Below are 13,377 nucleotides of genomic sequence, written 5' to 3'. Positions count from 1 at the left end.
AACCGCCATCGTCAACTTGTCAGCTTGGACTACAGAAGGCGCAGGGTCATCCACCCGGAGAGGGAATCATCATGCCACAGGTCATCATCGTCTATTGGCGCGATATTCCTGCACAGGTTATCGTCGGCAAAGGCCGTCGCGGCGCAAAACGACAACTGCCTGAGCGTTTTGAGCAGGCAATTGACCGCGCCGCCATGAAAATTGGTGCCGAGGATACCGATGCGTATCTGGCGGAATGGCGCAAGGCAGACCCGGTTGAAGTCGCAGGAGACAGCGATGACGCAGTGGCCGACGCCGAAGCCGCCCGCATTGATGCAGAATTTGACCGCGCCCGGATCAAGGCGCTGATTGACAACGACGGTTGGGCCTGATCGCCCATGTTCAAGGATAACATTATGGCTTTACTGAATTTCCGCCGCAAGGAAGCACCGGCCCCCGTTCTGCCGACCGCAGAGATCGAAGCGTTTTTGCAGGAATACTCGATCGAGGTGATGCCGCGCACCGCCGAGAAGGTTGAGGATTTCCGCACGCTGCTGCCAGATGGGACCCGCATCTATATCGCCCATATCGAAGGCACCCCGATCGAGGACATGGTCGCCACCGCCAAACGCCTGAACACGGACGGATATCGGGTGATGCCGCATTTCCCTGCGCGCATCATCAAGGACAAAGCGACGCTGGCCGATTGGATCGCCCGCTATCAGGGTGAAGCAGACGTCAAACAGGCGCTGCTGCTTGCAGGCGGCGTGACAAGCCCGCATGGCGATTTCAGCGATTCAATGCAATTGATGGAAACCGGCCTGTTTGATCAGGCTGGATTTGAGCGTCTGCATGTCGCGGGCCACCCGGAGGGCAACCGCGACATTGACACCGACGGTACCATGACAGGTGTGACTGCGGCGCTGAAATGGAAGAATGAATTCCAGACCCGGACGGATGCCAAAATGGCCATCGCCACGCAATTTGCATTCGAGGCCAAGCCGATCATCGCATGGGCCGACAGCCTGAAAGAGGCTGGCATCACCCTGCCCGTTCACATCGGTATCGCGGGCCCGGCCAAGCTGCAAACGCTGATCAAATTCGCCATTGCCTGCGGGGTTGGCCCGTCGCTTAAAGTTCTGCAAAAACGGGCCTTGGATGTCACCAAGCTCTTGTTGCCTTATGAACCCGCAGATGTGATCAGTGAACTGGCCCTGCACAAAGCGGCCAACCCTGATTTTAACATCTCTCATGTGCATTTCTTTCCGCTGGGCGGGATCAAGACCAATGCCACATGGGCCATCGAAAACGGTGGCGACGCTGCCCAACCTGCAAACGCCGTCTAAAGGACACATCAATAATGACCCGCACAATTGTCGAATCCAAAACCAAGACCGCCATCATCGGCTTTGATCAGCCCTTCTGTGTGATCGGCGAACGGATCAACCCTACTGGCCGCAAGATTTTGGCCGAGGAGTTGGAGCGCGGCGATTTCAGCCGCGTTGAAGCGGACGCGATTGCGCAGATGGCTGCGGGCGCAAACATTCTGGACGTGAATTCCGGTGCGGTATTCTCAAACAAGATGGCAGAAGACCCCCGCTATGCCGACAACAACTTTGTTGAGCCGATGCTGATGCCCGAAATGATCAAGATCGTGCAATCGGTTGTCGACATCCCGATCTGTATCGACAGCTCAGTGCCGGGCGCGCTTGAAAACGGGCTTAAGGCCTGTGAAGGTCGGCCGCTGTTGAACTCAGTCACCGGCGAAGAAGAGCGGCTGGAACTCGTTTTGCCATTGGTCAAGAAATACAACGTGCCGGTAGTGGCAATTTCCAACGATGACACCGGCATCTCTGAGGACCCTGATGTGCGCTTTGCCGTGGCCAAAAAGATTGTCGAGCGGGCAGCTGATTTTGGCATTCCCGCGCATGACATTGTGGTGGACCCGCTGGTGATGCCCATTGGTGCGATGGCAACAGCCGGTCATCAGGTCTTCACGCTGGTGCGCCGTCTGCGCGAAGAACTGGGTGTGAACACGACCTGCGGCGCGTCTAACATCAGCTTTGGCTTGCCCAACCGCCATGGCATCAACAACGCGTTCCTGCCCATGGCAATGGGTGCAGGCATGACGTCTGCGATCATGAACCCTGTTGGCCTGCCGGTGAATGCGGCCAAGATCGCCGAGAAAAAGGCCGAGATTGCCGCGACGGGGATCATTCTGCCCGAAGACATGGACGACGAAGTCTTTGTGCAACTGTTTGGTATGGGCTCCACCTTGCCGCGTGCCGGCAAGGAAATGGAAGCAATCCGCGCTGCCAACTTTTTGTTTGATCGCGATCCGCACGGCGGTGAATGGATCAAGTTCAACAAGGTCGCCCCCAAAGCAGGCCATGAAGGCCGGGGACGCGCGGGCCGGGTCGGCGGCAGACGGCGCGGCTAAGACATACAATTTTTTTTCTGCAAAGCCCCCAGTGCCGTCGCGCCGGGGGCTTTTTCCTTTTTGTGCGCACGACTTTGGTCGGCGTGTGGTGGAAAATTTTGGGAAGTAACGCGTAATTAACGGAACGCCCTTTAGAACAGGCACAGCCGAAGAAGCAGCGGAGTGCCTGAAATGGACTTGATCACATCCACCCAAATACCAGCCTGCGATGGCTGAAACCTTATCGCTGGAAGGCAAGCTTGACCTGTCTGTTGTCCCGCAATTGCATGATGATCTGATGGCATGTGCAGGCAAGGACGTGACCGTCAGCCTCGCCAAGGTGACCCAATTGGGGGCGCTTTGCGCACAAACGCTGATTGCCGCCGCCAATTCTGCGCGCGCAAGCGGCCATGATTTCAGATTGACCGAAGCAAGCGACCGCGTTCTGGGCCAACTCGCCGCAATGGGCATGACCCCGCAAATGATCATGGAAGGGTCCGAATGACACTCAACATACTTGCCGTTGATGACAGCCGCACCATGCGCGACATGATCCGTCTGGCGCTGCTTCCTGCGGGATTTACGGTGCACACAGCTGACGACGGGATCCATGGTATCGAAGTTCTGGATGGCATAGCGCCGGATGCAATCATCACGGACATCAACATGCCGCGTATGGATGGCTTCGGCTTCATCGGCGCAGTACGCGGACAGGAAAAACATCGCGCCACGCCGATCCTCGTCCTGACCACCGAAGCCGCCCCCGATCTGAAACAACGCGCCCGGCAGGCTGGCGCAACCGGTTGGATCGTCAAGCCCTTCGATCCTGAAAAACTGGTCAAGGCACTTCACATGGTCGCGGGATAAAGGGATCAGCGATGAGCTCTCAGATTGATCCACTCACTGAAATCCGCGCCTCATTCTTTATCGAATGTGACGACCTGATCGAGGCATTGCAGGACGGTCTTCAAACCATTGAGGAAGGCCAAAACGACAGCGAAACGATCAATGTCGTCTTTCGTGCCGTCCATTCAGTGAAAGGTGGCGCGGGGGCCTTTGGGCTCGACGCACTGGTGCGATTTGCACATAGTTTCGAAACGGTTCTGGACCACGTCCGGTCGGGTCACCTGCAAGTTGATCCGAGCACGCTGAAGCTATTTTATCAGGCAGCGGACCACTTGACCGATCTGGTCCTTGCCAGCCGCGACAGCACATCTTTCCCCGTTGCACAGACTGAAACTCTGGTGGCCAAATTGGAGGGCCTTCTGGGTAACGGTGTGACAGCTGAACCCCTGAACGGGGACGCCATCGATTTTCAACCGATGCCCCTGTCGCTTGACCTCAGTCTTGGGGATGACCACACGACCGACCTGCTTTCCGCCGACGACCTTAACGCCATGCCAAAGTCTCCAGATCGAAATTGCTATGTTGTGACGTTCACCCCTTTTCCAGAACTCTTTGAAACCGGTAACGAGCCATTTTCTCTGTTGAGAAACCTGAGCAGTCTGGGCTCTGCAATCATCACCGCAGATGTAAGCAAGATACCCGATTTGCAACTTTTGGTTCCAGAGCTTCCCCATATCACCTGGACGATCTGGCTTGAAACCATTGCCGATGCGTCAGAAATCGCCTCTATATTTGAATTTGTGGAAGGTCTGTGCGGCCTTCAGATTGAGCTCGGCAGTGACCAGAGTTCTGATGAAGATGAAGGGTTTCTTGCATCACCAAAGCCGCAAAACTCCGGCGATTCCGGTGCTGAGACGGCTCAGAATTCAACCGCTCTGGGCACGGAGACGGCTGAGAAACCGAACAATGATCGCCAGTCCAGTATCCCTGCCCCATCAGAAAGGTCCGGTCCCACCACCGCTCCACCCAAATCAGTGGTCCGTGTCGATCTTGATCGTATTGAACGGCTGGTCAATCTGGTGGGCGAGTTGGTCATCAATCAAGCCATCCTGAGCCAGAGCCTAAAGCAATCGGGTCTGCCCCCCTATTCGGAAACGATGAATGGTCTGGAAGAGTTTCAGCGCCTGACCAGAGACATTCAGGACAGTGTCATGATGATACGGGCCCAGCCGGTCAAGCCGTTGTTTCAGCGCATGTCTCGCATCACACGCGAATCCTCAGGTGCCGTGGCGAAAGACGTACGCCTCTATACCCAAGGTGAAGACACTGAAGTGGACAAGACATTAATTGAGCGGCTGGCTGATCCGCTGACACATATGATCAGAAATGCGGTCGATCACGGGCTGGAAACAACGGAGGCACGGATCGCTGCCGGCAAGCCTCCACAAGGCGAAATCAGGCTCAGCGCCGCGCACCGTTCCGGCAGGGTGATCATCGAAATTGCCGATGACGGTGCCGGGATCAACCGATCCAATGTCCTGCAGATCGCTACTGATAAAGGTCTCGTACCCGCAGACTCACAGCTCAGTGAAACAGAGATCGACAACTTATTGTTTCTGCCCGGCTTTTCCACGTCAAGCGTCGTGTCAGAGCTGTCAGGTCGCGGCGTTGGCATGGACGTCGTGCGCACTGCCATTCAGGCCCTTGGCGGTCGGATCACCATACAGTCGGTACCTGGAGCTGGTACGACTTTTTCCATTTCGCTCCCCCTGACCTTGGCCGTGCTTGAGGGCATGGTTGTTGAGGTCGCGGGCGAAACCCTGGTCCTGCCGCTCAATCTAGTCATTGAAACACTGACTGTTACGGCAAAAGATGTTGAAATGGTCCGGCCCGGCACCACTGTCGTGCGCGTACGAGGCACAGTGGTGCCGCTATTTGATCTGGGTCTGGAACTTGGCTACCGCCCCCCGCTGCCTCGCTTTGATGGCGCGGTCATCTTGCTGATCGCGCTTGAGGACGGCAACCGCGCAGCTCTGATCATCGACAATGTTCTCGATCAGCGTCAGGTTGTGATCAAGGGTATTGATGAGAGCTTTTACCGTGCGCCCGGCTTTTCAGCGGCGACGATACTGGGGGACGGGCAGATTGCGCTGATCCTTGACCCTGCGGACATTATTTCCATCGCAGGACAGTACCCCGCGCCGCGCCCGCCAATCCTTGACGCAGGAGCCTTGGCATGAGCGACGCATGCACATCAGCGACAATTGAACTCTTGACGTTTCGGCTCGCAGATCAAGAATATTCCCTCGACATCATGTCAGTCCGAGAAATTCGGGGGTGGACGCGCGCAACGCCCTTGCCCCACGCGCCACATTTCATGAAAGGTGTCATCAACTTGCGCGGCACCGTGCTGCCCGTGATGGATTTGGGCGCACGTCTTGGTCTGCCACCATGTGAAAGAGCCGATCGGAACGTCATTATCGTTGTCAAATTCGAGGACACGATGACCGGGCTTCTGGTTGATGCGGTGTCTGACATCATTGCCCTCACCGCACAAGACCTGCAACCGCCACCCGACATGAACAGCGGCAGTGTACCTAACGTCGTCAGCGCGTTGACGTTGATAGACGACCGCCTGATCCGGGTCCTTGACCTTGCCATTGTCATTGCTCCGTCACAAAGTGCTGCGGCATGACGAAACCGCATGCGGAACTGGACAAGGTAAGTTTCCGGGCGATTGCCGATCTGGCCTATCGCGAAAGTGGCCTGACGTTGGTTGACGAAAAGACCACGATGATCCAATCGCGTCTCAGGCGTCGGTTGCAGGCATTAAAAATGTCCGAGTTCTCCGACTATTGTTCCTTCGTTTGCTCCGAGGGAGGCAGAAGCGAACGCAAGCAACTAATTTCTGCGTTGACGACCAACGTCTCTCATTTCTTTCGAGAGGATCATCATTTCGACGCGCTTTGCGCCAGCGTGCGCGCCTCCTTATCGCTGCTGCGCGCCGGGGGCCGGCTGCGCATTTGGTCTGCGGGATGTTCCAACGGTCAAGAAGCCGTTTCTGCTGCAATCCGCTTGCTAGAAACCTGCCCGGAAATTGCCAGTTACGACCTGCGCATTCTCGCAACCGATATCGATACAGAGGTCGTCAGTTTTGCCAGACGGGGCTGCTATCCCAAAAGGTTCACGACGGGCATTGCGCCGGGAATAATGACTAGGTTCTTTGACCCAGGCCCTGAAATGGACGGCGAGGAAACCTTTGCCACCAAAGACTGCGTGAAAAGACTGATCCGCTTCAATGAACTAAATCTGCTAGATTCCTGGCCAATGCAGGGGCGATTTGATGCGATCTTTTGCCGAAATGTTGTCATCTATTTCGATTTCGAAACACAAACCCGATTATGGCCGCGGTTTAGAGAAGCGTTGACGCCCGATGGTTTGCTTTTCTTGGGCCACTCCGAACGCATCGGTGATCCGGCAGCATTTGGGTTTGAGTGTTCCGGGCCCACGAGCTACCGGCGCAAGGCCGGGTAACCGCCTGAACGCAATCAGAAACACGAAAAGGAACTGAGTTATGGCACTGCGCGATCAAATTAGGATCATGGTGGTGGATGATATGTCAACCAGTCGGGGGTTGATCACGCAAGCTCTCGACGGCTTTGGCGTGCGTAACATCACAACTGCGGAAAATGGCAAACAGGCGTTGCTGGCTCTTGCCAAACATCCTGTTCACCTGGTGATTTCAGACTACAACATGCCAGAAATGGATGGTCTGCACTTGTTGCAACACCTGCGCGGGGCACCAAAGACAAAGGGTGTTGGGTTTGTCCTCATTACTGGAAACGCAGAGCAAAAGATCGTTGATCACGGCAAGAAACTGGGCATGAACAATTTTCTCAAAAAGCCTTTTCAGCCGGACGCTCTGCGCAACTGCATCGAAGCGGTGGTAGGTAGACTTTGACGCCCTCACTGGTCCAGACCGCCAACGCCGAGGCGCTTTCTGATGTGATGATCCGGCTGTCTGATTACCTTGGTACATTGGGGACTCAGGTCCGTGATCTGGAACATGAAATTGGTGAAGAAATATGTGCAAAGACGCCCCAGCTCGCACAGGTCATAACCAACCTGCAAAGCCTTGATTACCTGCGTCAATCGTTGGAAGACCTCGCCAAGTTGGCGCTGTTGTTGGGGCATGCTGAAGGTACTGGCTCGCTCAGCTTCTCCATCGCTGCCGAGATCAGCGCCAAGCTCACGCTCAACGACACAAAGGTCTTGGTCTGTTCGCGAAAGGTCCCGGCAGGCTCTCAGACCAGCAATGATGGATCTGGTGATCTCGATCTGTTTTAGACCATCTCATGAATGTCCTTTGATGTAATCATCTGAGCGGTTCATGCGTTAGCTAGGTCAAACCAATTGTTGACGACCAGCGCACCTCCCCATAACCACAGAATGTCCCCAAAGAAGCGCTGTCCCATGCTCCTTGGATTGCATGGTCAGGACTTTTGGTTCAACGATAAGGCTTGTTTCCCTGACCTCCTTTGGCGAGCGGCCCCGGGCACTGGCCAGAACTGAACTTGCCGGGCCATTGCACCGCCCAAAGATTGTGTGTCGCAAGGGATGTTTTCGCGCTGCAAATAGTCCAGCTTAAACGTGCAATTGGCTGCACCAATGCCGGAAAGCCCGCGCACCATTTGCGCACCTCCAAATACCTTGGCTTGCAGACGACTGCGTTTGGCACCGTAACTGAGCAGGTCATGAACCAAAAGTTCCATCGCCTGCACGCCCGCCCTGTTGCACCGCGCATCGCGCTTTCCGCCGGTGGTAATCAACATGTGGTTCATCCCGCCAACCCCCGCGATCCAGTCCCACAAACAACACGCGACGCAGGACCCCAGCAACGTCGAGATGGTTGCATCGGGATCATCCGTTATGGCATATTCCCCTTTGGTTATGAAAACCGACGTACTGATCATCTGACCAGACGGTGCGGCCGTCGCCCATGCTTTTCAACTGCTGCGTTGATCGCTTGACCAATATGTTCGAGCGGCAGTTGATGATCAACGGCACCGAATTCCCAGGCCGCTCTGGGCATTCCGAAAACCACGCTTGTTGCTTCATTCTGACCGATGGTCTGTGCCCCGGAGCGATGCAGTTGCAGCAACCCTTCGGCCCCGTCACGGCCCAAGCCAGTCAAAATCACGCCAATCACATCATGACCAAATGGTGTCGCCGAGGAAAGAAGCGCATCCACCGACGGGCAATGTGCGGCCCGTTCGTTATTAGGTCGAAGGTACGTGACCCATTTGCCATTTCGGCGGTTGATCTCAGTATGATATCCCTGTTCAGGGGCCAAGACTATCTGCCCTGCACCAAGACACCCACCGTCAGTTGCCAGTCCGACATCCTGATCAAGCTTCCGGTTGAGAAGTTTTGAGAAACTGATCAAAAATGTCGCTGGCATATGCTGAACGATAACAACCGGCGGGCCATCAGGGCTCAAATCCCGCAAGACGACCTCAAGGGCGCTGACACCACCGGTTGAGGCACCGATCAGAATAATGGGCTGCGGCCCGCCATCGGGCGGCTGCAAGGTGGGCACGGCGAAAGATTGAACTTTCCCTGACGGTCGGACACTGCTGCATGCGGCGGAAAAAACCCGCCGCGCCATATCCCGGCTGGTTTTGGCATCTGTGCCACCTGTCGGTTTCAAAATACAGTCAACCGCACCGTTCATCAGGGCAGTGATGGTCGCCTCTGAACCGAATTTGGTTGCTGCTGAAACCATGACGACGGGCAATGGATGGAGCCGCATGAGACGTGACAAGAATTCAAGCCCACTCATGCCCGGCATATGTATGTCCAGAGTGATCACGTCAGGTTTTGTTTCTTTGATGATCTGGCGGGCTTGATTGGCATTTTCCGCTTCACCCACCACGTTGAGCCGTGGATCCCGATCCAGAACGGCCCGCAGCCAGGCACGCATGGCACGTGAATCGTCGACAATTACAACTCGTTTCATCATGAAAAACGGTGACTTTCCAAATCCCAGACGGCACGTGCCTAAAGGTGTGTAAACCCATGTGGCGTCACGGACATTTATGGCTGCAAGTTGTGAAGGGGTTCTTAATCGAAAAAGTCTAGTGGCCGCGCTGCCCCACCAAAAGGCCGCAATATCACACCGAGACATCAAAACCATGAAATCGATATCCCGGTGCGCCGGTTATGCCCGTGCCGGCCTTCAAACTCACGACCACCAGAGCCTGCCTTGCTGCTCGGCAAAGATTTCGATCAGTTGCTCTTCATCAAACGCAAGGTATTTGCGCCATACAACAGGGTTCTCGTACCAACGCGACAAGAACGGTGTCCACAACCCTCATGCAGTTATGACACGGGTGCCCCAGGTGTCGCATCTTGCCGACAATTCACCGGGTAACTTGGCGTCCGTAAAGATCACCGCAACATCAGCAAGAGAGCAGATTGTCAACGGTGCCTTACGCTCAAATTTCAGGTGATCCGCAACAACCATCACCTTGCGCGAACGTTGAATCGCCGTGTTGCTGACAATCACTTCCTGCCCGTCAAAATCAAGCAGGTCACCATCCACATCGATTGCCGAACAGCCAAGGACCGAGTAGTCGAATTTGAATTGTTTGACCATCTCCACCGTCAGCCCACCGACGATGCCACCATCAGCGCGCCGCAGAACACCGCCTGCAAGGATGATTTCACAGCTGTGATTGGCGGCCAGAATGTTTGCGATGTTGAGGTTGTTGGTCACAACTAGAAGGTTCTCGTGGTCCAGCAGTTCGCGCGCGACGGCTTCCGTAGTTGTCCCGATGTTCATAAAAACCGACGCACCGTGCGGTATCGCCTGCGCGCATTTCACACCAATTGCCTTTTTGCCGGCCTCATTAAGGCGGCGGCGTTCCTCATACAGGATATTGACCACACCCGACGGGACAACGGCACCGCCATGGACACGCTCAAGCCGACCACTGTCCGCCAAATCGGACAGATCGCGCCGGATCGTTTGGACAGTGACATCATACAGCCCGGCCAGACCATCGACCGTGACTTTGCCTTCCTTGCGCGCAAGTTCGAGTATCTCTTTCTGTCTGAAATTCGAGACCATCAGCTTCCCCTTGCTACAGCCAAATCCAAACCGCGAACCTGCGGGGCATCTATGTGCCTAAACAATCAGCAGTCCGGACCCAGCGTCAAGTGCCCGATTCGCACGATAGTGCAGGAACTGATCAAATACGTGACTTATCGAACAATAATGCACATTATTTTCAAGGCGTTATGTGATAACGAAAATAAACGAACATTCGTTATTGCCTTACAACGCGGGATGGTGTTGATTGATTTTGCACCGCAAGCTGGGAGGCTGCGGCGGTAATGAATGCGGGGGGCTTCATTGGATAAGCGTGAAAATCAGGAAATTGTCGATCTTTTCGTCATTGGCGGGGGCATCAATGGATGTGGCATTGCCCGTGACGCGGTTGGCCGTGGTCTGAGCGTCGAGCTGGCCGAAATGAATGATCTGGCGTCAGCCACATCTTCCGCCTCTACTAAGCTTTTTCACGGCGGATTGCGATATCTGGAATATTGGGAAGTCCGCCTTGTCCGCGAAGCACTGATTGAGCGAGAGACTTTGCTCAAGGCGATGCCGCACATTTCTTGGCCGATGCGGTTTGTTCTGCCGTATCACATGGACATGCGGTTCGAGGGCGATACCCCAACCTCAAAAGTGCTGAGTATCGTGATGCCGTGGATGAAGGGGCGGCGTCCGTCCTGGCTTATCCGATTTGGTCTGTTCTTGTATGACAATCTGGGAGGGCGCAAAATTCTGAAGGGCACAACATCGCTCAAACTGGCAGGAATGCCAGAAGGTGCACCGTTGCAGGAACGGTTTGAAAAGGCCTACGAATACTCTGACTGCTGGATTGAAGACAGCAGGCTGGTCGTTCTCAATGCACGTGACGCCGAAGCGCGCGGGGCAAAGATCAATGTGCGCACCAAGGTCATTTCCGCAGAACAGGTTAATGGCACCTGGCAAGTCACACTTGAAGAAAACGAAAGCGGCAAACGCCGGATGGTCACGGCACGTATGTTGGTGAATGCGGGCGGTCCTTGGGTCGAGGATATTATTCGCAACACTGTTCGGATCAATTCCACCGAAGGTGTGCGGTTGGTGCGCGGAAGCCATGTCGTGACGCCCAAGCTTTATGAGCACGACAAATGCTATTTCTTTCAGGGCGAAGACGGACGGATCATTTTCACGATCCCCTACGAAACCGATTTCACGTTGATCGGGACCACCGATGCCGACCACGAAGACGTCAATCAAAAACCGGTCTGCACCCCCGAGGAACAAGATTACCTGATCAAGTTTGCATCGAAGTACCTGAAAAAGCCGGTCACAACCGACGATGTCGTCTGGACCTATTCGGGCGTGCGACCGCTTTACAATGATGGCGCGACCTCGGCGACGGCTGCGACCCGCGACTATGTGCTGAAGGTCGATAAATCGGCCGGTGCGCCGATCCTGAATGTGTTCGGTGGAAAGATTACGACCTATCGCAGGCTTGCCGAAACCGCACTGGAGAAGATTGCGCCGTTTTTCCCACAGACCGGGGAACCGTGGACGGCTGGCGTGCCCCTGCCCGGCGGTGATTTTCCGGTGGATGGTGTTGCCGCCCTGATGGAGCGGCTGAAAACGCAGTATCCCTTCCTGAATGCGCGCTGGGTTTCACGTCTGGTCAAAGCCTACGGTCTGGATGCATTTGATGTCCTTGGCGATGCAAAAACCCAAGCTGACCTTGGGCAGGATTTTGGGGCCAATCTGACCGAACGGGAAGTGAACTGGCTTATCCAAAACGAATACGCACGCAGCGCAGATGACATCATCTGGCGGCGGTCCAAGCTGGGCCTCAGGCTCACGAAGAAAGAAATCGACGTGCTGGATGGATGGGTGGCAAAATCGACTGCCAGTCTGCTGCAGCAACACGCAGTGTAATCTGCGAAAAGGAGAGAGAAATGTCACTTGTTCTAGAGGGCGTGACCAAGGTCGTGAACGGCCAGACACATATTCACCGAACCGATCTGGAACTTCAGGCCGGCACCATGAACGTGCTGCTTGGGCCAACGTCATCTGGCAAGACATCGTTGATGCGTTTGATGGCGGGTCTCGATGTGCCCAACCGTGGCAAGGTGATATGGGAAGGCAAGGACGTGACCGGCATGCGCGTTCAGGACCGGGGCGTGGCGATGGTCTATCAGCAATTCATCAATTACCCGTCAATGACGGTGTATGAAAACATTGCCAGTCCGATGCGCCTTTTGGGGCAGTCGAAAGATCAGATTGATGTGGCTGTCAAGAAAGCCGCGGACCTTATGAAACTCTCTGCATTTCTTGATCGCAAACCACTGGAGCTTTCGGGTGGCCAACAACAACGCTGCGCGCTGGCGCGTGCGCTGGTGAAAGACGCCGGTCTGGTTTTGCTGGATGAACCTTTGGCGAACCTGGACTACAAGCTGCGCGAAGAGTTGCGTGCCGAGATCCCGAAGATTTTCGAAGAAGCCGGCTCCATCTTTGTCTACGCCACAACCGAGCCCGAAGAAGCCCTGTTGCTGGGTGGCAATACGGCCACGATGTGGGAAGGCCGGATCACCCAATTTGGAAAGACGCCACTTGTGTACAGACAGCCCGTCAACGCCACGACAGCGCGAGTATTTTCTGATCCGCCGATGAATTTTCTCAAAATTCGGAAATCAGGTGACCGGATCATTTTCGGCGAAGGTCAGGCCGCAGCAGCTTCCGGTGCGCTTGCGGGGTTGGAAGACGGCAGCTATCTCGCCGGGTTCCGTCCAAACCATCTGGAGCTGAAAAAACAGAGCGCGGATGCGTTGGAATTCAGTGCAAAACTGCACGTGACCGAGATCACAGGATCCGAGACATTCATTCACCTCGATCATCAGGGCGAAAGCTGGGTCGGCTTGATCCATGGGGTAAAGGAATTGGAAATTGGCGCGCCTTTGGACATCTATCTGAACCCGGAACATGTTTACATCTTTGCAGAAGACGGCACTTCAGTCGCCCCTGCCTCATATGCAACCGCAGCCTGAGGGAC

At 55.2% G+C, this 13,377-nt stretch carries 15 protein-coding genes; 12 read left to right on the top strand and 3 right to left on the bottom strand.

The window, feature by feature from the left end:
* Window positions 1–71 precede the first annotated feature (71 nt).
* The 10 genes from ACEWL3_RS07675 (at window position 72) to ACEWL3_RS07630 (ending at window position 7,591) form a co-directional block, all read left to right on the top strand.
* Entirely contained in the window at window positions 72–371 is a 300-nt protein-coding gene (locus ACEWL3_RS07675; protein WP_114878707.1) for a virulence factor, read from the top strand.
* A 24-nt stretch (window positions 372–395) separates the two neighbouring features.
* On the top strand, window positions 396–1,325 hold the full coding sequence (locus tag ACEWL3_RS07670) for a methylenetetrahydrofolate reductase (RefSeq protein ID WP_386179079.1): 930 nt from the start codon (window positions 396–398) through the stop codon (window positions 1,323–1,325).
* Window positions 1,326–1,339: 14 nt separating this feature from the next.
* Complete coding sequence (locus ACEWL3_RS07665) at window positions 1,340–2,419, top strand: methyltetrahydrofolate cobalamin methyltransferase (RefSeq protein ID WP_386179082.1); 1,080 nt, start codon at window positions 1,340–1,342, stop codon at window positions 2,417–2,419.
* Window positions 2,420–2,627: 208 nt separating this feature from the next.
* On the top strand, window positions 2,628–2,903 hold the full coding sequence (locus ACEWL3_RS07660) for an STAS domain-containing protein (protein ID WP_386179085.1): 276 nt from the start codon (window positions 2,628–2,630) through the stop codon (window positions 2,901–2,903).
* Complete coding sequence (locus ACEWL3_RS07655) at window positions 2,900–3,265, top strand: response regulator (protein ID WP_386179088.1); 366 nt, start codon at window positions 2,900–2,902, stop codon at window positions 3,263–3,265. The genes ACEWL3_RS07660 and ACEWL3_RS07655 overlap by 4 nt, the downstream gene beginning before the upstream one ends.
* An 11-nt stretch (window positions 3,266–3,276) precedes the next feature.
* Entirely contained in the window at window positions 3,277–5,484 is a 2,208-nt protein-coding gene (locus ACEWL3_RS07650) for a chemotaxis protein CheA (RefSeq protein ID WP_386179091.1), read from the top strand.
* On the top strand, window positions 5,481–5,939 hold the full coding sequence (locus tag ACEWL3_RS07645) for a chemotaxis protein CheW (RefSeq protein ID WP_386179094.1): 459 nt from the start codon (window positions 5,481–5,483) through the stop codon (window positions 5,937–5,939). The genes ACEWL3_RS07650 and ACEWL3_RS07645 overlap by 4 nt, the downstream gene beginning before the upstream one ends.
* A complete protein-coding gene (locus ACEWL3_RS07640; protein ID WP_386179097.1) occupies window positions 5,936–6,778 on the top strand; it encodes a CheR family methyltransferase in 843 nt (280 codons plus the stop codon). The genes ACEWL3_RS07645 and ACEWL3_RS07640 overlap by 4 nt, the downstream gene beginning before the upstream one ends.
* A gap of 40 nt (window positions 6,779–6,818) precedes the next feature.
* A complete protein-coding gene (locus tag ACEWL3_RS07635) occupies window positions 6,819–7,205 on the top strand; it encodes a response regulator (RefSeq protein WP_386179100.1) in 387 nt (128 codons plus the stop codon).
* Window positions 7,202–7,591, top strand: coding sequence for a DUF8776 family protein (locus ACEWL3_RS07630; protein ID WP_386179103.1), 390 nt, complete (start codon window positions 7,202–7,204; stop codon window positions 7,589–7,591). The genes ACEWL3_RS07635 and ACEWL3_RS07630 overlap by 4 nt, the downstream gene beginning before the upstream one ends.
* A gap of 146 nt (window positions 7,592–7,737) precedes the next feature.
* Here the strand turns inward: ACEWL3_RS07630 and ACEWL3_RS07625 are convergent, their stop codons facing one another.
* From ACEWL3_RS07625 to ACEWL3_RS07615, 3 genes are all read right to left on the bottom strand, one after another.
* Window positions 7,738–8,217, bottom strand: a complete 480-nt coding sequence (locus tag ACEWL3_RS07625; RefSeq protein WP_386179106.1) for a chemotaxis protein CheD — start codon at window positions 8,215–8,217, stop codon at window positions 7,738–7,740.
* On the bottom strand, window positions 8,214–9,266 hold the full coding sequence (cheB, locus tag ACEWL3_RS07620) for a chemotaxis-specific protein-glutamate methyltransferase CheB (RefSeq protein ID WP_386179109.1): 1,053 nt from the start codon (window positions 9,264–9,266) through the stop codon (window positions 8,214–8,216). Before cheB ends, ACEWL3_RS07625 begins: the two co-directional genes overlap by 4 nt.
* Window positions 9,267–9,617: 351 nt before the next feature.
* Complete coding sequence (locus ACEWL3_RS07615; RefSeq protein ID WP_386179112.1) at window positions 9,618–10,376, bottom strand: DeoR/GlpR family DNA-binding transcription regulator; 759 nt, start codon at window positions 10,374–10,376, stop codon at window positions 9,618–9,620.
* A gap of 285 nt (window positions 10,377–10,661) precedes the next feature.
* On the opposite strand from ACEWL3_RS07615, the gene glpD reads away from it, so the two are divergent.
* Together glpD and ACEWL3_RS07605 are read left to right on the top strand one after the other, a co-directional pair.
* A complete protein-coding gene (gene glpD / locus ACEWL3_RS07610) occupies window positions 10,662–12,263 on the top strand; it encodes a glycerol-3-phosphate dehydrogenase (protein WP_386179115.1) in 1,602 nt (533 codons plus the stop codon).
* A 20-nt stretch (window positions 12,264–12,283) separates the two neighbouring features.
* Window positions 12,284–13,372, top strand: coding sequence for an ABC transporter ATP-binding protein (locus tag ACEWL3_RS07605; protein WP_386179118.1), 1,089 nt, complete (start codon window positions 12,284–12,286; stop codon window positions 13,370–13,372).
* The last annotated feature ends 5 nt before the right edge of the window (window positions 13,373–13,377 follow it).

Source organism: Sulfitobacter sediminivivens (assembly GCF_042611115.2).
Taxonomy (GTDB): domain Bacteria; phylum Pseudomonadota; class Alphaproteobacteria; order Rhodobacterales; family Rhodobacteraceae; genus Sulfitobacter; species Sulfitobacter sediminivivens.
Note: the sequence above shows the minus strand (reverse complement) of the source record. Positions and strands in the feature narration are given on the sequence as shown.